Here is a 22,008-nt window from a genome sequence, read left to right as displayed (position 1 = left end):
CCAGCGCTCCATGGCCTCTACGATGTTTCGGGATACACCCCTACAAGGAGACCGCATGACCCGCCATCCACGAACTTTCATCGCGCTGACCGGCCTGCTCAGTGCAGCCCTGTTGGCCGCTTGTGGCGGTGGCGGAGACAGTTCAGAAGAAGCCAAGAATTCCAGCGACTGCTTCAATGTCGGTTTTTACCGCAAGGACACGCAAATCTATGTCAGCCAGAGCAGCCGTTTGAATGATGCGCCGGCTTTGACCTCCCTTGTATACCACTGGGTCACCAGCCAGGCGGAGGAAAACGGCATCAACAACATTTATGTCAATCCCGCACCCAGCAGCGGGCGCACCAGCCTGCACTACAGCATCGAAGGGGGAGCGCTGCTGTACCACGGCTACAACGCATTCAATATCGGCTCCACCAGCCGGCAAAGCCTGGCCCCGCCGCGCCAGTCAGTCATCGCGATGGAGCCCGGCCAGACCACCTCACAAACCATCGTGCAAACGGAGAGCTTCTCGAATGCAGACGGAGAAACAAAGACCGTGACCACGCTGGCCGAGACGCGAACCTACGCAGGCCGGGAAACCATCACGACCGCTCTTGGAACCGTGGAGGCATGCCGCTTCGTCAGCACCGTGGCAGCCAGCCAGGAAGGCCAACCCGGTGCGAGCCGGGAGACGCGGACCACGACCTGGGTGGCAGCGGCAGGCCCCTACCGTGGGCTCACCCTCCAAGAAATCGCCGTCACCCACCAGGCCGGAAAAACCGATACCCTGGTGACCGAAACCAGCCAGGTCAACCGTTTCGACCTCAGGTAGCTGCTGCGGGCGCCAGCTGCAGAAAATGCTGGCGGTAGTACCGCATCTCGTCAATCGACTCATGCACATCGGCCAGCGCAGTGTGCTTTTGCGCCTTCTTGAAGCCGGTGACCAGCTCGGGGCGCCAGCGGCGTGCCAGCTCCTTGAGCGTGCTCACGTCGACATTGCGGTAGTGGAAATAGGCCTCCAGATCGGGCATGTAGCGCGCCAGAAAACGGCGGTCCTGGCCAATGCTGTTGCCGCACATGGGCACCTTGGCCTTGGGCACATAGCGCTTCATGAAGCGCAGCACCTCGGCCTGCGCAGCGGCCTCGTCAATCACCGAGGCCTTGACCCGCTCGGTCAGTCCGCTGCGGCCATGGGTGCCCCGGTTCCAGGCATCCATCTTGGCCAGTTCCTCATCACTTTGGTGGATCGCAATCACCGGGCCTTCAACACGCACGCTCAGGTCGGCATTGGTGACCACCAGCGCGATCTCGATCACACGGTGCTCCTGCGGGTTCAGACCGGTCATTTCGCAGTCCAGCCAGACCAGGTTCAGATCGGACTTGGCCAGCTCAGGCACGGGCTCGGCCTGTGTATCCAGGGTGTTCTTGTTTTGCATGGGGGCGATTGTCGCCTATGCCCTACACTGTCCGGTATTCCCCCACCAACACCCCCACTTGTGACTCCATCGCTGCTGCTCACCCTGATATTCGCGATCGCACTGGCCGCCAGTGTGCTGACCAAACTCTGGCTGGCCAGCCGCCAGATGCGCCATGTGGCAGCGCACCGCGACGCCGTCCCCGCCCTCTTTGCCGACCGCATCAGCCTGGCGGCGCACCACAAGGCGGCCGATTACACCATCGCCAAAACGCGCTTTGGGCTGCTGGGCCTGGCGATAGGCACCGCCACATTGCTGGGTTGGACCTTGTTGGGCGGGCTCGATCTGCTCAACGCCAGCCTGCTGGACGCACTGGGCGGCGGCATGTGGCAGCAGCTGGCCCTGGTCGCCGCGTTTGCGCTGATCAGCGGCCTCATCGATCTGCCAGCCAGCTACTACCAGACCTTTGTGCTGGAGCAGCGCTTTGGCTTCAACAAGATGACGCCCGGCCTGTGGCTGGCCGATCTGCTCAAGGGCACGGCCATGGGCGCATTGGTGGGCCTGCCCATCCTGGCCGTCATTCTGTGGCTGATGGGATCGGCCGGCCAGTGGTGGTGGCTCTGGGCCTGGGCCTTCTGGGTGGGCTTCAACCTGCTGCTGATGGTCATCTACCCGGCTTTCATCGCACCGCTGTTCAACAAGTTCCAGCCGCTCGAAGACGAGAGCCTCAAGGCCCGGGTGCAGGCCTTGATGCAGCGCTGCGGCTTTGCGGCCAAGGGCCTGTTTGTGATGGATGGCAGCCGCCGCAGCGCCCATGCCAATGCCTACTTCACTGGCTTTGGCGCCAGCAAGCGCGTCGTGTTCTTCGACACCTTGCTTCAAAAGCTCAATGGCGGCGAGGTCGAAGCCGTGCTGGCCCATGAGCTGGGACACTTCAAGCACAAGCACATCATCAAGCGCATGCTGGGCCTGTTCGGCCTGACCTTGCTGGGCTTTGCGCTGCTGGGCTGGCTGTCGCAGCAGGGCTGGTTCTATACCGGCCTGGGCGTCACGCCCAACCTGAACATCCCGGGCCTGCCCGGCTCCAGCCCCAACGATGCGCTGGCCTTGCTGCTGTTCATGCTGGTGATTCCGGTATTCAGCAGCTTTGTCTCACCGCTGATGGCGCAGTCCTCGCGCAAGCATGAATTCGAGGCCGATGCCTATGCCGTCCAGCAGACGCGCGCGGCCGATCTGCAGTCCGCCCTGCTCAAGCTCTACGAGGACAATGCCTCCACGTTGACGCCCGATCCGGTCTATGTGCGCTATTACTATTCGCACCCGCCTGCCGTAGAGCGCATCCGCCACATGCAACAATTGGCCCATGACTGAAACCCATCTGCCCAAACAAGACTGGTCCACCCAGAGCCGCCGCGCGCTGTCCGCCTCCGAGGTGGTGACACAGCTGAGCCAACTGACCGGTTGGGTGCTGAGCGGTGATGGCGCCGACGTGGCCATCGAGAAGACCTTCCGCTTTGCCAACTACTACGAGACCATGGCCTTTGTGAACGGCGTGGCCTTGGTGGCCCATACGCAGGACCACCACCCGGACCTGTCGGTGCACTACAACCGCTGCGTGGTGCGCTTCAACACCCATGATGTGCATGGGCTGTCGGTCACCGACTTTGAATGCGCGCGCCGCATCGAAGCCCTGCTGCAGCTGGCCTGAGAGACATGGCAAAACCTGCAAGACGCGCCAGCGCCCCCAGCCACAGTGGTACCCAGACCGGCCTGGTCGTCGCCAGCTATGGCCGCCACTGCGTGGTGGAGACGCCTGACGGCGTGCGCCGCATCTGCCACCCCCGGGGCAAGAAGAGCCAGGCCGTCGTCGGCGACCAGGTGCGCTGGCTGGCCCCGCCGCCGGGCCAGGGCGATGAGGGTACGATCGAGAAAGTGCTGGAGCGGCGCAATGTGTTCTACCGCCAGGACGACATCCGCACCAAGACCTTTGCGGCCAACCTGGACCAGCTGCTGATCCTGATCGCGGCCGAGCCGGTCTTCAGCGAGGTGCAGCTGGCACGGGCGCTGATCGCGGCCGAAGCGGCGCATATCACGCCGATCATTGCGCTCAACAAGATGGACCTGGGCGAGCCCTTCTTGCGCGCCTGGGAACGGCTGGAGCCCTACCGCACCATGCGCGACCAGGCCGAGGACCCGCCGCACTACACGGTGCTGCCCTTCGCACTGGAAGGCGCCGATGAGCAAGACCGCGACGCCATCTATGGCCTGCTCGAAGGCAAGACCACCTTGGTGCTCGGCCCCTCGGGCGTCGGCAAGAGCACCTTGATCAACCTGCTGATACCGGATGCGAATGTCGCGACCAACGAGATCTCGCAGGCGCTGAACACCGGTAAGCACACGACCACCAGCACCACCTTGTACTGGGTGGATGAGGCGCGCAAGACGGCGCTGATCGACTCACCCGGCTTCCAGGAGTTTGGCCTGTACCACATCGCGCCCACGCAGCTGGCCGCCTGCATGCCCGACATCGGCGCCCATGCCAAGGAATGCAAGTTCTACAACTGCACCCATCTGCATGAGCCCGGCTGCGGCGTGATCAACGCGGTACAAAACGGCCATGCCGAACTGCCGATCAGCGAAAACCGCTACCGCATCTACAGCGAGCTGTTTGACGAGCTCAACCTGAGCGCGTACTGAAGCTTTTAATCCAGGCTTCAGCCCCGGCACCACTGCTTGGGCAGGGTCTCGGCATGGCCCAGGTCGACATGGGCTTTCAGAAAATCAAGCACCGCCCGCGTGCGCGACGGCAGGCGTTCGGGCTTGCCCAGGTAGACCGCATGGATGGGCTCCAGCACGCCGGTGTTGAAGGCCTCCAGCACCACCTGCAGCCGGCCTGCAGCAATATCGTGCCAGGCATGGAACAGCGACAGCCGCGCCAGGCCCACGCCTTCGACCGCCAGGTTGCGCATCACATCGCCATCGTTGACGCGCAGCAGCTCGCCAATCGGCACCTCCACATCCTGCCCCGCCACCCGGAACGGCCAGTGCGGCACCGTGCGCTGGTAGTTCCAGCCAATGCGCACATGGCCGCCCAGCGCATTAGGGTGCGTGGGCACGCCATGCGCATCCAGATAGGCCGGTGCCGCCACCATCACCTGGCGGGTATGGCCCAGCAGCCGCGCCACCATGTCCGAGGCCGGCAGCTTGCCCCAGCGGATCGCGATATCGGCCCGCGCCTCCATCAGGTCGACCACCTCGTCGGTAAAGCTCAGGTCCAGCACCAGGCCGGGGTACTGCTGCATCAGCCGGGCCATCAGCGGCACCAGGATGGCCTGCCCCGTCGATGAACTGGAGTTGATGCGCACGACCCCCTTGGGCGTGCTGCGCAGCGATGCAGCCGCTTCGGCCTCCTGCAGGTCAGCCAGCACGCGCTGGCCGCGCTCGTAGAGCTGGCGGCCCTCCGGCGTCAGCTGCACGCGGCGGGTGCTGCGCAGCAGCAGCTGCGCGCCCAGCCGCGCCTCCATGCGGGCCACGATCTTGCTGGTGGCCGACGGCGACACGCCCAGGTGGCGGGCCGCAGCCGAGAAGCTGCCGTGCTCGGCCACTTGCACAAACACCTCCAGCTCACCGGAGCGGTTGGTTTCGAAAGTCGGGCTGGCGGCAGAGGCAGGGTTGCGCATGGTCAAAAGCGTCATGGTGGTCGATGGTGACCGCAAATTCTGCACCCATTTATTCCATTTGGGAACAAATACCTTTCCGCTGTTCCGGCTACACAAGAATGCGGCTGCGCTTCACAATCCATCTCCTCAACGAGGCCACCGGCCATCGCATCACACAAGGAAACCTCTCATGCCTGTCTCATTGCTGGCGCTCGCCGCCGGTGCCTTTGGCATTGGCACCACTGAATTCATCATCATGGGCCTGCTCACCCAGGTCAGCCAGGACCTGGGCATCAGCATCCCGACGGCCGGCACCCTGATCTCCGGCTATGCCTTTGGCGTGGCCATTGGCGCACCCGTGCTCACCCTGGCCACCCGCAGCTGGCCGCGCAAATGGCTGCTGCTGGGCCTGATGCTGATCTTCATCGCCGGCAACATCGCCGCAGCGATGGCCCCCAGCTACGGCTGGCTGATGGGCGCGCGCATGCTGACCTCGCTCACCCACGGCACCTTCTTTGGCGTCGGTGCCGTCGTCGCCACCGGCCTCGTGGCCAAGGACAAGCAGGCCTCGGCCATTGCGCTGATGTTCTCGGGCCTGACCCTGGCTACCTTGCTGGGCGTGCCGGCCGGCACCTGGATCGGCCAGCATTTTGGCTGGCGCATGGCCTTTGCGGCCGTAGCGGGTGTCGGTGTCGTAGCCCTGGGCATTCTGGCCGCCTTTGTGCCCAGCAAGCTCCAGCAAGCTGCGCCTGCTGCACTGCGCGATGAGCTCTCCATCCTGGCGAGCACGCCGTTGTGGCTGGGCCTGGGCATGACGGTCTTCGGCTTTGGTGGCGTGTTTGCGCTCTACACCTATGTGGAGCCGCTGCTGTCGCAGATCACCCAGATGGGCAACACCGGTGTGGCCGTGAGCCTGCTGCTGTTTGGCGCCGGCTCGGCCGTAGGCAATATTGCCGGCGGCAAGCTGGCCGACCGGGGCGTGGTGCGCGCGCTGTGGATCACCCTGGGCGCCCTGGTGGCCGTGCTGCTCGCAGGCCGCTGGGCCTTTGGCATCTCGGCAGGCGTGGCCATGGCCTATGTGACGGTGCTCGGCGTTGTCGCGTTCGCCACCGTTGCCCCCATGCAGATGCGGGTGATGCAAGGTGTGGGCAGCCAGGGCGCCACCTTGGCCTCCAGCCTGAACATCGCCGCCTTCAACCTGGGCAATGCGCTGGGTGCCTGGGTAGGCGGCAGCCTGATTGCCGGCGCAGGCCTGCTGTCGATCATCTGGGGTGCTGCAGCGCTGTCGGCCGTCGGCCTGGTGCTGGTGGCGATGGGCCAGCGCCGCAGCCCAAGCGCTGCGCTGCAGACTGCCTAGTAGCCGTTAACACGGCCCAGCAAACCGCAGGTTTGCGGTTGAGACTAGACGCCAAGCCGCAGGCAGTACAGTAGTACGACAAGGCTTGGCGCGGCCGGCCAGGCAACGACGTATCAAGGGTTGTGTTAGCGGCTCAGCCCAACAGGCGCGCCAGGGTGAGCAGCGCGAGCAGCAACATCCAGACCACGACGGAGCGCCACACCAGGCCCACCACACTGCGCAGGTGGGCCACTTCCGGGTCACGGCCCGGGGTGGTGGCGCCATCGCCCTGGATCTGCAGCGGCGCAGCGGCATCGATATCGACACTGCGGGCACGCAAGGCCACGCCGCCCAGGCGAACGTCGATGGCGCCGGCGGTGGCGGCCAGAATCACGCCGTCGTTGTCATTGGGGAAATGCTGGGTCTGAAAGCGCCAGCCGTCGATGGCCTCTTCGAAATTGCCCACCACGGCAAAGCTCAGCGCGGTCAGCCGGGAGGGCAGCCAGTCCACCACCGTCCAGGCCTTGGCGGCGACCGTCTCGAAAGCGCCTTGCACCAGGGCGGCCGGCTCGGGCGACTTGCGCGCAAAGCGCGACGCATATTCAGCCATGCGGAAAAACACCGCGCCGGCAGGCCCCAAGCCCAGCGCCGAGCCGATGGAGTAGCAGGCCAGCACGCCAAACACATGGCGGTGCGCGGCCAGTACCGAGTATTCGATGACATGGCGGACGATCTCGCGCCGCGGCAGATCATCGGCGTTGACCTGCTGCCAATCGGCCAGGTACTGGCGGGCCTGCTCTTCGTCGCCGGATTCCAGCGCATGGCGGATACGGGTGAAATGGTGGCTGAACTGGCGAAAGCCCAGGGTCACATAGAGCACCAGCACATGCCAGGCCATCGCCAGCGGCCAGCCCACCAGTGCGACCAGCAGCCAGTGCATGCCCATGGCCAGCGCGGTGGGCAGCAGCACCGCGACGCTCCAGGCCAGCCAGCCGTGGCGTTGCTCGCCAGCATCCAGGTTGCGGCTGAGCCATTGCACCCATGCGCGCACGCCGGCATAGACCGGGTTGTCACGAGACAGGGACTTGGCCTGCTCCAGCAGCAGGGCCATCAGCGTGGCGAAAAAACTCATGGACGGTGATCATACCGGCTGTGATGTATCACACAAGCCGTTACAAACTACAACGCGGGTGGAAACGCCAAAAACCGGTACAAATTGCGCAGCATGCTGGCCGTAGCCCCCCAGATGAAGCGCTGGTGGCCCGACGCAGGGTCGTCATAGGGCATCGACAGCCAGCGGCGGCTGAACTCCGGCGTGTCCAGCTGCTGCCAGCGGTGGTGTGCAGGATTCATCAAGAAGGACAGTGGCACCTCAAACACCTCATCCACCTCGCCCGGGTTGGCCTGCAGGTGAAACGGTGGCTGCACCAGCCCGACGATAGGCGTCACCTCAAAGCCCGAGCCGGTGGCGTACTCGGGCAGGCGGCCAATGATCTCGACGCGCTCACGCGCCAGCCCCACCTCTTCCCAGGCCTCGCGCAGCGCGGTGTCGTTGATATCGCGGTCCTCCGGGTCCTGGCGGCCGCCCGGAAACGCAATCTGCCCCGAATGGTTGCTCAGGCTGGCGCTGCGCTGGGTCAGCAGCACATGCATCTCCTGGCGCTGCACCAGCGCCACCAGCACGGCGGCCTTGGCGGGGGGGCGGTCCGTCCAGCTGCGCTCGCGGAAGATCTCCGGCTCCCCACCATGGGGATGGGCGGCAAAAGCCTGGCGCAGGGAATCTGCCAGCAACATGCGCGGAGCGACCGCCGGCAGGGCCGAATCGATCTGCACCACCGGCGCGCGGCGCGGGTCCAGCACGGACGAAACCCGGGTAGCGGCGGCGGGGGATGACGAAGGCGAGGGAGAGGATAGGTGGGACATAGACGGAGGCAGCAAGCAGCGGCCCATGTAAAAAAGCCGCCACAGCTTGCACTGTAGCGGCTTTCAGCACTGGGCTCTGTCGCAGCGTTATTACGCAGCTGCCACAGGTGCTGCCTTGCGTGCTGGCAGCTTTTCCTTGATACGAGCCGACTTGCCGCTGCGCTCACGCAGGTAGTACAGCTTGGCACGGCGCACATCGCCGCGGCGCTTGACTTCGATACCGGCGATCATGGGGCTGTAGGTTTGGAACGTACGTTCCACGCCTTCGCCGCTGGAGATCTTGCGCACGGTGAAGCCGCTGTTCAGACCGCGATTGCGCTTGGCAATCACCACGCCTTCGTAAGCCTGCACGCGCTTGCGCGTACCTTCCACAACGTTCACGCTCACGATCACGGTGTCGCCAGGGGCAAATTCAGGAATGGTCTTGTTCAGGCGAGCAATTTCTTCTTGCTCGAGAATCTGGATCAGGTTCATGGTTTCATCCAACGATCATACGCGCGCCATGAATTTGGCAGCCGCGCCCAGCACGGTGTACGGGGCAGTTGCGGCGTGTTGCTTCTCTCACCATTGAAAAAAGCGGCCGTGTAGAGGATCGTAAAACCCGCAATTATAGCGGTTTTGCCAAATTCACCAAATCGGCACTGGCCAGCAGCTGCTCATCCTTGCGGCTGAGCTGGTTGCGGCTGCGCGCCTGGTCCAGCAGTTCAGGGCGGTGCATGGCCGTGTTGCGCAGGCTTTGCTCACGGCGCCAGCGCTCGATATTGGCATGGTGGCCCGACAGCAGCGCCGCAGGCACCGGCTCACCTTCCCAGACCTCCGGGCGGGTGTAGTGGGGGCAATCCAACAGGCCATCGAGCGCGGGGTTGAAGCTGTCGAACTGGTGGCTGCCCTCGTCATGCAGCACACCCGGCTGCAGGCGGGCCACCGCATCGAGCAGGGCCATCGCAGCGATCTCGCCACCGGAGAGCACAAAATCGCCCAGGCTCAGCTGCACATCGACATGGCGATCGATAAAGCGCTGGTCCACACCTTCATAGCGGCCGCACAGCAAAATAGCGCCCTGCGAATCGGACCAGCGCTGCACCTGGGCATGGTCCATGCGCTCGCCAATCGGCGAGAACAGCACCAGCGGCGCAGGCTCGGCCTCGGCACGCGCAGCGCGGATGGCGGCCAGGCAATCGGCCAGCGGCTGGGCCATCATCACCATGCCGGGGCCGCCACCAAAGGGGCGGTCATCGACGCGGCGGTAGTTGCCCGGGGCGTAGTCGCGCGGGTTCCAGCACTGCACTGCCACCTGGCCGCTGCTGTAGGCACGGCGCGTCACGCCCACCTCGACAAAGGGGCTGAACAGCTCGGGGAACAAGGTGATGATGTCAAAGCGCATGGAAATTCTCCCCGCTGGCGGCCAGTGTGCCCGGCACGATCAGTAGTCCGGCTGCCAGTCGACCGTGATGCGCTTGTTGGGCAGCGAGACCTCGTCGACAAAGGCGTCGACAAACGGGATCAGGCGCTCCTGCGTCTTGCCGTCTTCTTCGTAGTTCAGCACCAGCACGGTCTGCGGGCCGGAGGCCATCAGGTCGCTGACGGTGCCCAGCGCAATACCTTCGCGGTTGACCACGGCCAGACCGAGCAGGTCCACCCAGTAGTACTCGCCGTCTTCGGTCTTGGGGAAATCGGCGCGCGAGATGAACACCCGCGCACCCTTGAGTTTTTCCGCCTGGTCACGGTCGTCCACGCCCTGGGCCCAGCCCACCATGCCATCGCCATGGAACCGCGCCTGGCGCATCTCCAGCTGGGCCACGCCCTGGAAGTGGCGCGCGCCCTTCTCTGGGGGCTGGATGAACCACAGCTTGGACTTGAGCAGCGCCTGCGGGTCGGGGCTGAGGGCAATCACCTTGAACCATCCCTTGACGCCCCAGGCATCGGCGATGCGCGCCACTTCAATGGCGTCATCGGGCAAGGTGGCAGGGCTTAACAACAACTCGGTAGCGGGCATGGCATTTCAACAGGGCAATAAAAAACGGGCCGCAGTGCTCATCGCAGCAGCGGCCCGCATGCACGGACGGTACCGGAGCACCACCCGTGACGAGAGAGGCAAATTAAGCAGCCTTGGCAGCAGCTTGCTTGACCAGACGGTCCACGGTGGTGGAAGCCTGAGCACCAACGCTCTTCCAGTAAGCCACGCGGTCCAGAGCAACGCGCAGACCTTCAACGCCTTCCTTGGCCAGTGGGTTGTAGAAACCCACGCGCTCGATGAACGCGCCGTCACGGCGCACGCGCTTGTCAGCAACGACGATGTTGTAGAACGGACGGGCCTTGGAGCCGCCGCGGGAGAGTCGAATTACGACCATAATAATCCTTCGGGTGGTTAGTTTTCTTACCACGTTTGAGACACGCAACTAGCCACCCGGCCAGCGACACGCAGTAAAGCCGCAGATTATACAAACTTCTTTCAATCATGCCAAGTGTTCGTGCCAGTACCCCCCAGGACCTTCCCGCCATCACCCGCATTTATGCCCACCATGTGCTGCATGGCACAGGCAGCTTCGAGACCGAAGCCCCCAGCGAAGAGGAAATGACCCGGCGCCGAGACGAGGTATTGTCGCGCCAGCTCCCCTACCTGGTGGCCGAGGATGCCGACGGCCAGATCCTGGGCTTTGCCTATGCGAACTGGTTCAAGGCGCGGCCAGCCTACCGTTTCTCGGCCGAGGACTCGATCTATGTGGCGGATGGCCAACATGGCCGGGGTCTGGGGCGCCTGCTGATGAACGCCTTGATCGCGCACTGCGAGGCTGCCGGTGTGCGCAAGCTCATCGCTGTGATCGGTGACTCCAACAACCTCGGCTCGGTCGGCGTGCACCGCGCAGCCGGTTTTACCCAGGTGGGCGTGATGCGCTCGGTGGGCTGGAAATTTGGCCGCTGGTTGGATATCGTGATGATGGAAAAAACCCTGGGCGACGGAGACCACAGCGCCCCCACCACCTAACCCACCCTACCCGCCTTATGAGCCAGCCCCTCACCCACGCAATGCCGCGCAGCAAGAGCAAGACCTTGGCCACCTGGCTGGCTTTTCTGGGGGGGCCGCTGGGCCTGCACCGCTTCTACCTGTATGGCCTGGGTGACATGATCGGCTGGATGCTGCCCATTCCTACCGCGCTGGGCCTGTATGGCATGGAGCGCATTGCCAGCCATGGCATTGACGACCAGGTCAGCTGGCTGCTGGTGCCGCTGCTGGGCTTCACCATTGCGGCCTGCGCGCTGGTGGCCATCATCTACGGGCTGATGGCGCCCGAGAAGTGGAACGCACGCCACAACCCCGGGCTGCCCGAAGACGCACTGCCCGGCCGCACCCGCTGGCTGACGATCTTCGGCATTGTGGCGTCGCTGCTGATCGGCACCACGATCCTGATGGCCAGCCTGGCCTACAGCTTTGAGCATTACTTCCAGTACCAGATCGAGGAAGCGCGCAAGATCTCGCAGTAAGGGAATGGGCGGCGCGAGGCCCTCAGCGCGTGTGCAGATGCGCCTGCAAGAAGCCAAACACCTGTTCCTCATAGGCCTGCGGCGCGAACTGGTGCAAGTCCACATGGGCTGCGCCCGGCACCAGCCATAGCGGCTGCGGCGATCGCCTGGCCTGGTTTGCAGCCTCTGCCATCTGCCGGGTCTCGGCAGGCGGGGTGTAGCGGTCTTCCGTGCCGCCCAGCACCATCACTGGCAGGGTCCAGCTCGCCAGGTGGTCAATGGGCCGCAGCTTATTCGGCTCCAGGCCCAGGCGCAGCGGCATCTGCCACAGCAACAAAGGCGTGGCGATCCGCGCCAATGGCGCCAAGGGGCCCAGCACAGCGCGCACCCGGTTGTCCACTGCCGCCCGCAGGGTGGGAAACACGCCTTCCAGCACCACGGCATCGGGTGATTGCGGCAGCTCGGCCATCAACAGACTCGCACCACCCAAGGACACGCCGATCACCGCTACTTTTTCGGCCGGCAGTTGCTCCTGCAGCCAGGTCAGTGCCTGGGCAGCCCCCAGACCCTCGCGGGGGCCGAACGACAGCATGCCGCCGTCGCTCTCGCCATGCGCGGGCAAATCCATCAGCAATACGCCATGGCCCAGGCGCTGCAGGGCCAGCGCCCGTGGCAGCATCGCACGGCGGTCGGATCGTATGCCGTGCAGCAGCAGCACGGCGCCCCGGCCGGGCTCACCGGGGGCATACCAGCCCCGTACCGCACCGTCTGCAGATGCGATCTCCACCGCTACGGCGCGTAGCTCCGGGGGCGCTGCACCGATGTGCTGGCGGTGTGGCTGAGCCAGCCACCCTGCCAGCAACCAGGCCACCGCAACGCCCCCCAAGCACAGCAAGGCCATGGCGGCAGCCACCCAGCCCAGGGGATGCAGCGGGAAAAATAACGGAGTCAAAGGCAAATCGCGCATGGCCATGGTGATGTCCAAAGTAAAACGGCTGGCAGATCATATCCGCCAGCCGCCTTTTGGCTATCAACCATCCGCCATCAATAGATTTGCAAACTTACCCAGTAAGCAAACGCTGCTACAAAGGCGCTGGCCGGAATGGTCAGCACCCAGGCCCAGACGATGTTGCCCGCCACACCCCAGCGCACCGCGCTCATGCGCTGGGTAGAGCCGACACCGACGATGGCACCGGTGATGGTGTGCGTGGTCGAGACCGGAATGCCCAGTGCCGTGGCAATGAACAAGGTCATCGCGCCACCGGTTTCGGCACAGAAGCCGCCCACGGGCTTGAGCTTGGTGATCTTCTGGCCCATGGTCTTGACGATGCGCCAGCCGCCGAACATCGTGCCCAGGCCAATGGCCGCATAGCACGAGACGATGGCCCACAACGGTGGGTCGGCATCGTTGGGCGAGGCATAGCCCGTGGACAGCAGCAGCAGCCAGATGATGCCGATGGTCTTTTGCGCATCATTGCCGCCGTGCCCCAGGCTGTAGGCACCGGCAGAGACGAGCTGCAGGCGGCGGAACCACTTGTCGACCCGGCCCGGCGTGGTGCGGCGGAACAGCCAGGCCACGATCACCATCATCACCGAGCCCAGCAGGAAACCCAGCACCGGCGACACGAAGATGAAGGCCACGGTCTTCCAGATACCGCTGGCCACCAGCGCACCGGAGCCCGCCTTTGCAATCACCGCGCCCACGATGCCGCCGATCAGCGCATGCGAGGAGCTGGACGGAATGCCGTAGTACCAGGTGATCAGGTTCCAGGCGATCGCGCCCACCAGCGCGCCAAAGATCACATGGGTGTCGACAATGCCCGGGTGAACAATGCCCTTGCCGATGGTGGCCGCCACGCTCAGGTGGAAGACAAAGATCGCCACAAAGTTGAAAAATGCCGCAAACACCACCGCCTGGGTGGGTTTGAGCACGCCGGTAGAGACAACGGTCGCAATCGAGTTGGCCGCGTCATGAAACCCGTTCATGAAGTCGAACAAGATGGCCAGCGCCACCAGCACGACAATCACCCACAGGGCTGTTTGCATCGGTTCCATGGAAGTTCAGTCTCCTGCTTGCTGCAACGGATCAGGAGTTTTCCAGGATGATGCCTTCGATGTGGTTGGCCACATCCTCGCACTTGTCGGTGATGGTCTCGAGCAGCTCATAGATGGCCTTGAGCTTGATCACCTCGCGCACATCGGGCTCTTCGCGGAACAGCTTGCTCATCGCCGAGCGCATCACGCGGTCGGCGTCGCTCTCGAGGCGGTCAATCTCTTCGCAGGTCTTGATGGCCGCTTCGGTGGTGGCCGGATCGGCAATGCGGTCGAGCATCTTGACGGCATCACGCACGCGCTCGCAGCACTTGACGCTCAGGTCCGTCAGGCGGGTGATTTCTTCGGTCATATGGCGCACATCGTAGAGCGCCATCGTCTCGGCCGAGTCCTGGATCAGGTCGGCCACATCGTCCATCGTATTGATCAGCGAGTGGATCTGCTCGCGGTCGATGGGGGTGATGAAGGTCTTGTGCAAGGTGCGGTTGACCTCATGGGTGACGCGGTCGGCAGCGCGCTCGGCGTTGTCCACGTCCTGGTTGTATTTTTCGCGCAGGTGGGGGTCGTTGTAATTGGCGACCAGTTGGGAAAACGCGTGGGCCGCTTCTACGATGCGGTCAGCGTGCTGGTTGAACAGTTCGAAGAAATTGCCTTCGCGCGGCAAGAGTTTGCCAAAGAGCATGGGTGCACCTATTCGGTTTCAATGCAAAAAAGGAAAAGAACCTGCGCACTCCCGGCCGGACACTGGCTTGCCAGCCCGGCCCCCGGGCCCCGTCACGACCCTGCAACCCCTTGAATTGTCAGCGGTGTCAGCGGTTGGCCGTGCGCAAAATCTGTCATTCACGGCGCATTGCTGCACTGCAAAATTCACCAATTTTAAATGCAATTGTCATTTCTTTGTCGCACTTGAGGCCGCCGTGCCTCAAACAGCGCTGGCTGCGCCCTGCCCTTTGCACCTTTTCCAGAGCGAACCAGGCGCGCTGGCGCTGCCCTCCAAAACGCGCCACCCCGCCCTTGCCGCCCGGTGCTTGCGCACGGCCTGGGGCTGCCGGCTGGATGCGTATCCCCAATGCGGCAGCGATAAAAAAAGCACTGGCATGCAGTGCTGTGGGGAGCGCGGATCGGGCCGGCGGCTATTCGCCCAGGTAGGCGGCGCGCACCTTGGGGTCGGCCAGCAGCTGCTGGCCCGGGCCGGTCATCGTGATGATGCCCGACTCCATCACATAGCCCCGGTCGGCAATGGCCAGCGCACGGCTGGCGTTCTGCTCGACCAGCACGATGGTCACGCCCATCGCATAGACATCGCGCACCACCTCGAAGATCTTGTCTACCATGATCGGCGACAGCCCCATCGACGGCTCATCGAGCAGCAGCAGCTTGGGCTGCGCCATCAGCGCGCGCGCCATCGCCAGCATCTGCTGCTCACCGCCGGACATGGTGCCGGCCAGCTGGTCCTTGCGCTCGCGCAGACGCGGGAAGATGTTGAACATCTTCTCGATGTCGGCCTGGATGCCTGCCTTGTCCTTGCGCAGATAGGCGCCCAGCATCAGGTTGTCGGTGATGGTCTGGCGCGTGAAGACGCCCCGTCCTTCGGGCACCATCACCAGGCCCTTGGCCACCAGGTCCCAGGCGCCCCGGCCCTTGAGGTTCTCGCCCAGAAACTCGATCTGCCCGTCATTGATCGCCTGTGTGGCCGTCGCCGCCTTCATCGTCGTGGTCTTGCCCGCGCCGTTGGAGCCGATCAGGGACACCAGCTCGCCCTCATGCACCTCGAAATCGACGCCCTTGACGGCCTGAATGCCTCCATAGGCCACTTTCAGCCCACGCACCTTCAGCAGTACGGGGTTGGATGTCTTGTCAACCATGCTCAGTGTCCTCCGGTGCCCAGATAGGCCTCAATCACTTTTTCGTCTTTCTGCACCTCGGCCGGCGAGCCCTCGGCCAGCCGCTTGCCGTAGTCGAGCACCGTCACCCGGTCGCACAGGCCCATCACCAGCTTCACATCGTGCTCGATCAGCAAGATCGTGCGGTTGTCGTTGCGGATGCGGTCGATCAGCTCGCGCAGCTGCACCTTTTCGGTCGCATTCATGCCGGCGGCGGGCTCGTCGAGCGCAATCAGCTGCGGGTCGGTGGCCAGCGCGCGGGCAATCTCCAGGCGGCGCTGGTCGCCATACGACAGCGTGCGCGCCTTGTAATCGGCATAGCGCTCGATGCCCACATAGGCCAGCAGCTCGCGGGCGCGCTCTGCAATCGCCCGCTCCTCGGCCTTGAAACCCGGTGTGCGAAAGATCGCTCCCAGCAGACCCGAATGGCTGCGCACATGGCGGCCTACCATCACGTTCTCCAGTGCCGTCATGTCGGAAAACAGCCGGATGTTCTGGAACGTGCGCGCAATGCCGGCCTTGGCCACCAGGTGCACGGCCTTGGGCTCGTAGGGCTTGCCTGCCAGCTCGAAGCTGCCGCTGTCCGGTGTGTACAGCCCGGTGATCACATTGAAGAATGTCGTCTTGCCCGCGCCATTGGGGCCGATCAGCCCATAGACCTGGCCGCGCTCGATGGTCAGACCCACATCCGAGAGGGCCTGCAAACCGCCAAAGCGTTTGGAAATACCTGCCACCTTCAGTGCAGGAGCTTGTGTGTTCGTCATGCTCGTCTCTCCTGCTCAGTCCTTCTGGATCGCGCTCTTGCCATGCTCGGGTGCGGGCCACAGGCCGCGTGGGCGCAGCAGCATCACCACGATCATCGCCACGGCAATCAGCAGCTGGCGCAGGATGGACGCATCCAGGCGGCCGTCGGTCATCTGCTGCAGCGGGCCGGCCACATAGCGCAGTACCTCGGGCAGCGCCGACAGCAGCACGGCACCCAGAATGACACCGGGGATGTGGCCCAGCCCACCCAGCACCACCATGGCGACGATCATGATCGACTCCATCAGGCTGAACGATTCGGGCGAGACAAAGCCCTGAAAGCCCGCAAACATCGCGCCGGACACACCACCAAATGTCGCGCCCATGCCAAAGGCCATCAGCTTCAGATTGCGGGTGTTGATGCCCATCGCCTTGGCGGCAATCTCGTCCTCACGGATGGCCATCCAGGCGCGGCCAATGCGCGAATCCTGCAGGCGGTAGCAGATCACCACGCTGGCCACGACCAGCAGCAGGAACAGGTAGTAGTACAAGGTGACCGAGGAGACCGTGTAGCTGCCGATCTCCAGCGGCTTGGCAAAGTCAAAGCCGAGGATCTTGATCGAATCGATCTGGCCCAGACCCTTGGGTCCGTTGGTGATGTTGACGGGCTGGTCCAGGTTCAGCATGAAGATGCGGATGATCTCGCCAAAACCCAGGGTCACAATGGCCAGGTAGTCCCCGCGCAGCTTGAGTACCGGGAAGCCCAGAATCATCCCCGCGACCGCCGCCAGCAACGCGGCCAGCGGTATCACCAGCCAGATGGACGTGTGCAGGCCATTGGGGAACATGGCCTTGAAGCCTTCAAAGGTCTCGGCCAGGTGCGGCGACGCCATCAGGCCCAGCATGTAGGCACCCACGGCGTAGAAGGCCACATAGCCCAGGTCCAGCAGGCCGGCAAAGCCCACGACGATGTTCAGGCCCAGCGCCAGCATCACGTAGAGCAGCGCCAGGTCGGCAATGCGCACCCAGGCGTTTCCGAAGGACTGCAGGATCAGCGGCAGTACCAGCAGCGCAATCGCGCCGACAATCCATTGTGCTTTGTTGTTCTTCATGCAGTGTTCCCCTTAAGCCCGATCGGCCACCCGCTCACCCAGCAGGCCCGAGGGGCGCAAGGTCAGCACGATGATCAGCACGATGAACGAGAAAATGTCGACATACTGGCTGCCCAGCACACCGCCGGTGAGCTGGCCGATGTAGCCCGCACCGATGGCTTCCACCAGGCCCAGGATCATCGCGCCCACCACGGCGCCCGCCAGGTTGCCGATGCCGCCAAACACCGCAGCGATAAAGGCCTTGAGGCCGGGCAGGAAACCCATCGTGTGCTGCGCCGTGCCGTAGTTCGACGCCCAGAGCACGCCGGCAATCGCCGCCAGCACCGCACCGATGACAAAGGTGGCCGAGATCACCATGTCGGGCTTGATGCCCATCAGCGCCGCCACGCGGGGGTTCTCCGCCGTTGCCCGCATTGCGCGGCCCAGGCGGGTGTAGTTCACCAGGTACATCAGTACCGCCAGCACCACGGCCGTCACGCCCAGCACCAGGATCTGCGTCGGCGTGATCACCGCGCCGGCCAGGTCAAACGGCTCCATTGGCAGCAGGGTCGGGTACGGCTTGTAGTTGGGCTTCCAGATGATCATGGCCAGGGTCTGCAGCAAGATCGACATGCCGATCGCGGTGATCAGCGGCGCCAGACGCGGGCTGTTGCGCAGCGGCCGGTAGGCCAGCTTCTCGATCGTGAAATTGAGCACCGCCGCCACCACACAGGCAATCAGCGTTGCGATCAGCAAGATGACCCAGCCCGGCGTTCCCGGCATGGCCTCCTGCATCACGCCGATGATGCTCCAGCTGGTCAGCACCCCGATCATCAGCACTTCGCCGTGCGCGAAGTTAATCAATTGAATAATGCCGTACACCATGGTGTAGCCCAAGGCTATCAAAGCGTACATGCTGCCCAATACCAGACCATTGATGATCTGCTGCAGCAAAATATCCATACAACCAACCCTTCAGCTTGGAACCACTACAGCGAAAACTGCATGAAACAGGGGTGTCCCGAGATGCAGCCGCCTCTAACCGCGATAACAGTTTTATGCGGATCGAAACAATTTTATAGACGCCCCTTCGGTTTTTTGGCGACTATCGCTCTAGCGCTTTCCCTAGGGACCTATGCGCAAATCGCATGAATACGGGGGAGGCCATCGTCGACACCTAGGGAATTTACTAGGTATCGATTCAACGAATGGCCACGCGTTTCTAATAATTAATGCAGCAAGCTCAATAATCAAAACTCGCCCGTCTCAGCGCGGGGACACTGGTGCAAACACCTATACCGGATTCGGTTGCATAAACAACCAAATAACCGCCGCTTCGGGCAGGCATAAAAAAACGCGGCCTGGGCCGCGTTTTTTGCAAGGGTGGGTCAGCGCTTACAGCTTGCTGGCCATCTCGGGCACGGCGTCGAACAGGTCAGCCACCAGGCCGTAGTCCGCCACGCTGAAGATCGGCGCTTCTTCGTCCTTGTTGATCGCCACGATCACCTTGGAGTCCTTCATGCCCGCCAAGTGCTGGATGGCGCCCGAGATGCCCGCTGCCACATACAGCTGGGGCGCGACGATCTTGCCGGTCTGGCCCACTTGCAGGTCGTTGGGCGCGTAGCCCGCATCCACCGCGGCGCGGCTGGCACCAATGGCCGCGCCCAGCTTGTCGGCCAGCGGCGTCATCACTTCGCTGAACTTCTCGGCGCTGCCCAGCGCGCGGCCACCGGAGACGATGATCTTGGCGGCCGTCAGCTCCGGGCGGTCGTTCTTGGTCACTTCGCGGCCCACAAAGCTGCTCTTGCCGCTGCCCTCAACCGCTGCGGCGTTCTCGACCGTGGCCGAGCCACCGGTGGCCGCGGCGGCATCAAAGCCGGTGCCGCGCACGGTGATGACCTTGGTGGCATCGATCGATTGCACGGTGGCAATGGCGTTGCCCGCGTAGATGGGGCGCTCGAACGTGTCGGCGCTCACCACCTTGGTGATGTCGCTGATCTGGGCGACGTCGAGCTTGGCGGCCACGCGCGGGGCGACGTTCTTGCCCGAGGCGGTGGCGGGCGCCAGGATGTGGCTGTAGTTGCCGGCAAGGGCCAGCACTTGCGCGGCCAGGTTTTCAGCCAGGCCATCCTTGAGCGCCGGGCCTTCGGCCAGGATGACTTTGGCTACGCCTGCGATCTGCGCAGCAGCTTGGGCTGCAGCTGCTGCGCCTTCGCCAGCGACGAGCACATGCACATCGCCGCCGCAAGCCAGCGCTGCGGTGACGGTGTTGAGCGTGGCGGTCTTGATCGTTTGGTTGTCGTGTTCTGCAATAACGAGAGCGGTCATTTGTAGGTTTCCTTTTGAGCGGCAGGCTTAGATTACTTTTGCTTCGTTCTTGAGCTTGTCGATCAAGGTGGCCACATCGGGCACCTTCACACCGGCGCCGCGCTTGGCGGGTTCTTGCACCTTCAGGGTCTTCAGGCGCGGGCTCACGTCCACACCCAGCTCTTCTGGCTTGACGGTGTCGAGCTGCTTTTTCTTGGCCTTCATGATGTTGGGCAAGGTGACGTAGCGCGGCTCGTTCAGGCGCAGGTCGGTGGTGATGACGGCGGGCAGCGACAGCGACAGGGTCTCCAGGCCCCCGTCCACTTCGCGCGTCACGCTCACCTTGTCGCCAGCGAGTTCGATCTTGGAGGCGAAGGTGGCCTGGGGCAGGTCGCCCAGCGCGGCCAGCATCTGGCCGGTCTGGTTGGCGTCGTCGTCAATGGCTTGCTTGCCGCAGATCACGAGGCCGGGCTGCTCCTTGTCGACCAGCGCCTTCAGCAGCTTGGCCACGGCCAGCGGCTGCAGCTCTTCGGCGGTTTCGACCAGGATCGCGCGGTCGGCTCCAATGGCCATCGCCGTGCGCAGGGTCTCCTGGCACTGGGTGACACCGCAGCTGACGGCGATGATCTCGGTCACGACGCCCTTTTCCTTCAATCGCACGGCCTCTTCCACCGCGATTTCATCAAAGGGGTTCATTGACATCTTCACGTTCGCAATGTCCACACCCGAGCCATCGCTCTTGACGCGCACCTTGACGTTGTAGTCCACCACGCGTTTGACGGGTACCAGTACTTTCATAGTCTCAGCTTTCTAACAATAAACTCTGGGACCGCTGCGGCGTCGTTCGCCACGGGCGGGCCTCGGTATCAATCGGGCAAGGTCAACACACCTTGCGCCTGGAGCGACTGCAATTGCGAATCACTCAAACGCAGCAGATTTTGCAGCACTTCGCGTGTACCCTCACCGAGTGTGGGTGGCGCGCGGCGAATCGGCAGGCGCTCACCATCCATGCGGATGGGCGGCGCCAGCACGGCGGTCTGGCCGGCCACCGGGTGGGGCATGTTCTGCACCAGACCGGCTTGCTGCACGCGCTCGGAGGTCAGCGCCTCATGCAGGCCCAGCACCTCGCCGCAAGGCACACCACAGGCATTGAGCCGCTCGATCAGCAGCGCACGCGGAAAGCTGCGGATGGTCTCGATCATCAGCGGCAGCAGCAGCTTGCGGTCCTTGGCGCGCTCCACATTGGTGGCGTACTTGGGGTTGTCGGCCAGGTCGGGGCGCTCGATCACATCGCGGCAGAAGCGCTCGAACTGCGCGTTGTTGCCCACTGCAATAATCAGCGGGCCATCCGCCGCCTCGAACATGCCGTAGGGCACGATCGACGGATGGGCATTGCCAAAGCGCTCCGGGTCCTTGCCCATGAACAGCGCATCGAGCCCGTAGTAGCCGGTGATGCTGACGCCGTTGTCGAACAGCGCCATATCGATCTTGCGGCCCTGGCCGGTGCGCTCGCGGGCAAACAGCGCGGCCAGCACCGCCTGAGCGGCGCTCATGCCGGTCATCAGGTCGACGACGGCGACGCCAAACTTCAGCGGCGGCTGCGATGCCTCGCCGTTCATCGCCATCAAGCCGGCCTCGCCCTGCACCAGGATGTCATAGCCCGGGCGGGCGGCTTCATCGGTGTCGGTGGCATAGCCGGTCACGCTGCAGTAGATCAGGTCCTGCTTCAAGGCCTTCAGCGCCTCGTAGCCCAGGCCCAGCTTGTCGGCGCCGCCATGCTTGAAGTTGTGGATCACCACATCGAACTGCGGCAGCAACTCCAGGATCAGCGCCAGCCCTTCGGGCTTTTGCAGATCAACGGTGATGGACCGCTTGTTGCGGTTCATGCTGTTGTAGTAGGTGGTCTCGGTCTTGCCAATGCGCAGGCCCCAGTCGCGGGTGTCGTCACCACGCTTGGGGTGCTCCACCTTGATCACCTCGGCACCCAGGTCGCCCAGCACTTGGCCGCACAAGGGGCCGGCAAAAACACGGGACAGGTCCAGCACCTTGACACCCGCCAGCGGCAGGGCCGTGGCTTTCTCTTCCTCACGCATACTTGTCTCCTTGGATCACCTGGCCGGCCAGCTTGCAGGGCCGGCCCCCGGTGCCATTTTTCTC

25 protein-coding genes are annotated in these 22,008 nt (G+C 63.7%); 7 read left to right on the top strand and 18 right to left on the bottom strand.

What is annotated here, in order from left to right; all coding sequences use genetic code 11:
• Nucleotides 1–55 precede the first annotated feature (55 nt).
• Complete coding sequence (locus MJ205_RS01830) at nucleotides 56–811, top strand: hypothetical protein (RefSeq protein WP_239810929.1); 756 nt, start codon at nucleotides 56–58, stop codon at nucleotides 809–811.
• On the opposite strand, the gene orn is transcribed toward MJ205_RS01830, so the two are convergent.
• The gene (orn, locus tag MJ205_RS01825; RefSeq protein WP_239810928.1) at nucleotides 804–1,415 is read right to left on the bottom strand and encodes an oligoribonuclease; all 612 of its coding nucleotides are present in this window, start codon (nucleotides 1,413–1,415) and stop codon (nucleotides 804–806) included. The genes MJ205_RS01830 and orn overlap by 8 nt on opposite strands.
• Nucleotides 1,416–1,451: 36 nt before the next feature.
• Between orn and MJ205_RS01820 the strand changes: the two genes are divergently transcribed.
• Genes MJ205_RS01820 through rsgA form a run of 3 tightly spaced genes read left to right on the top strand, consistent with a single transcriptional unit; the run spans nucleotide 1,452 to nucleotide 4,091 of the window.
• Nucleotides 1,452–2,765 carry a M48 family metallopeptidase gene (locus MJ205_RS01820; RefSeq protein WP_239812632.1) on the top strand — a complete coding sequence of 438 codons (1,314 nt, stop codon included), beginning with the start codon at nucleotides 1,452–1,454 and terminating at the stop codon, nucleotides 2,763–2,765.
• On the top strand, nucleotides 2,758–3,102 hold the full coding sequence (locus tag MJ205_RS01815) for a 4a-hydroxytetrahydrobiopterin dehydratase (protein WP_239810927.1): 345 nt from the start codon (nucleotides 2,758–2,760) through the stop codon (nucleotides 3,100–3,102). Before MJ205_RS01820 ends, MJ205_RS01815 begins: the two co-directional genes overlap by 8 nt.
• Before the next feature lie 5 nt (nucleotides 3,103–3,107).
• Nucleotides 3,108–4,091: a ribosome small subunit-dependent GTPase A gene (rsgA, locus tag MJ205_RS01810; RefSeq protein ID WP_239810926.1), complete on the top strand. Its 984-nt coding sequence runs from the start codon at nucleotides 3,108–3,110 to the stop codon at nucleotides 4,089–4,091.
• A 17-nt stretch (nucleotides 4,092–4,108) separates the two neighbouring features.
• Here the strand turns inward: rsgA and MJ205_RS01805 are convergent, their stop codons facing one another.
• Nucleotides 4,109–5,089 carry a LysR family transcriptional regulator gene (locus MJ205_RS01805; protein WP_239810925.1) on the bottom strand — a complete coding sequence of 327 codons (981 nt, stop codon included), beginning with the start codon at nucleotides 5,087–5,089 and terminating at the stop codon, nucleotides 4,109–4,111.
• A gap of 154 nt (nucleotides 5,090–5,243) precedes the next feature.
• Between MJ205_RS01805 and MJ205_RS01800 the strand changes: the two genes are divergently transcribed.
• Nucleotides 5,244–6,410, top strand: coding sequence for an MFS transporter (locus tag MJ205_RS01800; protein WP_239810924.1), 1,167 nt, complete (start codon nucleotides 5,244–5,246; stop codon nucleotides 6,408–6,410).
• Between the two features lie 133 nt (nucleotides 6,411–6,543).
• Here the strand turns inward: MJ205_RS01800 and MJ205_RS01795 are convergent, their stop codons facing one another.
• The 6 genes from MJ205_RS01795 to rpsP all read right to left on the bottom strand — a co-directional run bounded on the left by MJ205_RS01795 (nucleotide 6,544) and on the right by rpsP (nucleotide 10,663).
• Nucleotides 6,544–7,521, bottom strand: coding sequence for a CobD/CbiB family protein (locus tag MJ205_RS01795; RefSeq protein WP_239810923.1), 978 nt, complete (start codon nucleotides 7,519–7,521; stop codon nucleotides 6,544–6,546).
• Between the two features lie 47 nt (nucleotides 7,522–7,568).
• Nucleotides 7,569–8,312 (bottom strand): CoA pyrophosphatase, encoded by a 744-nt coding sequence (locus tag MJ205_RS01790; protein WP_239810922.1) that lies wholly within the window; start codon nucleotides 8,310–8,312, stop codon nucleotides 7,569–7,571.
• A gap of 90 nt (nucleotides 8,313–8,402) precedes the next feature.
• Nucleotides 8,403–8,786, bottom strand: a complete 384-nt coding sequence (gene rplS / locus MJ205_RS01785) for a 50S ribosomal protein L19 (protein WP_027011119.1) — start codon at nucleotides 8,784–8,786, stop codon at nucleotides 8,403–8,405.
• A gap of 133 nt (nucleotides 8,787–8,919) precedes the next feature.
• Complete coding sequence (trmD, locus tag MJ205_RS01780; protein WP_239810921.1) at nucleotides 8,920–9,696, bottom strand: tRNA (guanosine(37)-N1)-methyltransferase TrmD; 777 nt, start codon at nucleotides 9,694–9,696, stop codon at nucleotides 8,920–8,922.
• Between the two features lie 39 nt (nucleotides 9,697–9,735).
• On the bottom strand, nucleotides 9,736–10,308 hold the full coding sequence (gene rimM, locus MJ205_RS01775) for a ribosome maturation factor RimM (protein WP_239810920.1): 573 nt from the start codon (nucleotides 10,306–10,308) through the stop codon (nucleotides 9,736–9,738).
• Between the two features lie 103 nt (nucleotides 10,309–10,411).
• Nucleotides 10,412–10,663 (bottom strand): 30S ribosomal protein S16, encoded by a 252-nt coding sequence (gene rpsP / locus MJ205_RS01770; RefSeq protein ID WP_239810919.1) that lies wholly within the window; start codon nucleotides 10,661–10,663, stop codon nucleotides 10,412–10,414.
• Nucleotides 10,664–10,770: 107 nt separating this feature from the next.
• Here rpsP and MJ205_RS01765 point away from each other — a divergent pair, with 107 nt between their 5' ends.
• Nucleotides 10,771–11,298: a GNAT family N-acetyltransferase gene (locus MJ205_RS01765; RefSeq protein ID WP_239810918.1), complete on the top strand. Its 528-nt coding sequence runs from the start codon at nucleotides 10,771–10,773 to the stop codon at nucleotides 11,296–11,298.
• Between the two features lie 17 nt (nucleotides 11,299–11,315).
• Nucleotides 11,316–11,795 carry a hypothetical protein gene (locus MJ205_RS01760; RefSeq protein WP_239810917.1) on the top strand — a complete coding sequence of 160 codons (480 nt, stop codon included), beginning with the start codon at nucleotides 11,316–11,318 and terminating at the stop codon, nucleotides 11,793–11,795.
• Nucleotides 11,796–11,817: 22 nt separating this feature from the next.
• Here MJ205_RS01760 and MJ205_RS01755 read toward each other — a convergent pair whose 3' ends face one another.
• The 10 genes from MJ205_RS01755 to MJ205_RS01710 all read right to left on the bottom strand — a co-directional run bounded on the left by MJ205_RS01755 (nucleotide 11,818) and on the right by MJ205_RS01710 (nucleotide 21,944).
• The gene (locus MJ205_RS01755; protein ID WP_239810916.1) at nucleotides 11,818–12,747 is read right to left on the bottom strand and encodes an alpha/beta hydrolase; all 930 of its coding nucleotides are present in this window, start codon (nucleotides 12,745–12,747) and stop codon (nucleotides 11,818–11,820) included.
• A gap of 71 nt (nucleotides 12,748–12,818) precedes the next feature.
• Entirely contained in the window at nucleotides 12,819–13,829 is a 1,011-nt protein-coding gene (locus tag MJ205_RS01750) for an inorganic phosphate transporter (protein WP_239810915.1), read from the bottom strand.
• Nucleotides 13,830–13,860: 31 nt separating this feature from the next.
• Nucleotides 13,861–14,508: a DUF47 domain-containing protein gene (locus tag MJ205_RS01745; RefSeq protein ID WP_133854979.1), complete on the bottom strand. Its 648-nt coding sequence runs from the start codon at nucleotides 14,506–14,508 to the stop codon at nucleotides 13,861–13,863.
• A 451-nt stretch (nucleotides 14,509–14,959) separates the two neighbouring features.
• A complete protein-coding gene (locus tag MJ205_RS01740; protein ID WP_239810914.1) occupies nucleotides 14,960–15,691 on the bottom strand; it encodes an ABC transporter ATP-binding protein in 732 nt (243 codons plus the stop codon).
• Nucleotides 15,692–15,693: 2 nt separating this feature from the next.
• Complete coding sequence (locus MJ205_RS01735) at nucleotides 15,694–16,473, bottom strand: ABC transporter ATP-binding protein (RefSeq protein ID WP_239810913.1); 780 nt, start codon at nucleotides 16,471–16,473, stop codon at nucleotides 15,694–15,696.
• Between the two features lie 15 nt (nucleotides 16,474–16,488).
• A complete protein-coding gene (locus MJ205_RS01730; RefSeq protein WP_239810912.1) occupies nucleotides 16,489–17,565 on the bottom strand; it encodes an ABC transporter permease subunit in 1,077 nt (358 codons plus the stop codon).
• Between the two features lie 12 nt (nucleotides 17,566–17,577).
• Nucleotides 17,578–18,507 (bottom strand): branched-chain amino acid ABC transporter permease, encoded by a 930-nt coding sequence (locus MJ205_RS01725; protein ID WP_021027913.1) that lies wholly within the window; start codon nucleotides 18,505–18,507, stop codon nucleotides 17,578–17,580.
• A gap of 432 nt (nucleotides 18,508–18,939) precedes the next feature.
• The gene (locus MJ205_RS01720) at nucleotides 18,940–19,872 is read right to left on the bottom strand and encodes an electron transfer flavoprotein subunit alpha/FixB family protein (RefSeq protein ID WP_239808950.1); all 933 of its coding nucleotides are present in this window, start codon (nucleotides 19,870–19,872) and stop codon (nucleotides 18,940–18,942) included.
• Between the two features lie 27 nt (nucleotides 19,873–19,899).
• Complete coding sequence (locus MJ205_RS01715; protein WP_239808951.1) at nucleotides 19,900–20,649, bottom strand: electron transfer flavoprotein subunit beta/FixA family protein; 750 nt, start codon at nucleotides 20,647–20,649, stop codon at nucleotides 19,900–19,902.
• 68 nt (nucleotides 20,650–20,717) lie between these two features.
• Nucleotides 20,718–21,944 (bottom strand): CaiB/BaiF CoA transferase family protein, encoded by a 1,227-nt coding sequence (locus tag MJ205_RS01710; protein ID WP_239810911.1) that lies wholly within the window; start codon nucleotides 21,942–21,944, stop codon nucleotides 20,718–20,720.
• Nucleotides 21,945–22,008 lie beyond the last annotated feature (64 nt).

It is taken from the genome of Comamonas sp. B21-038 (genome assembly GCF_022387135.1).
GTDB lineage: Bacteria > Pseudomonadota > Gammaproteobacteria > Burkholderiales > Burkholderiaceae_C > Comamonas > Comamonas sediminis.
Note: the sequence above shows the minus strand (reverse complement) of the source record. Positions and strands in the feature narration are given on the sequence as shown.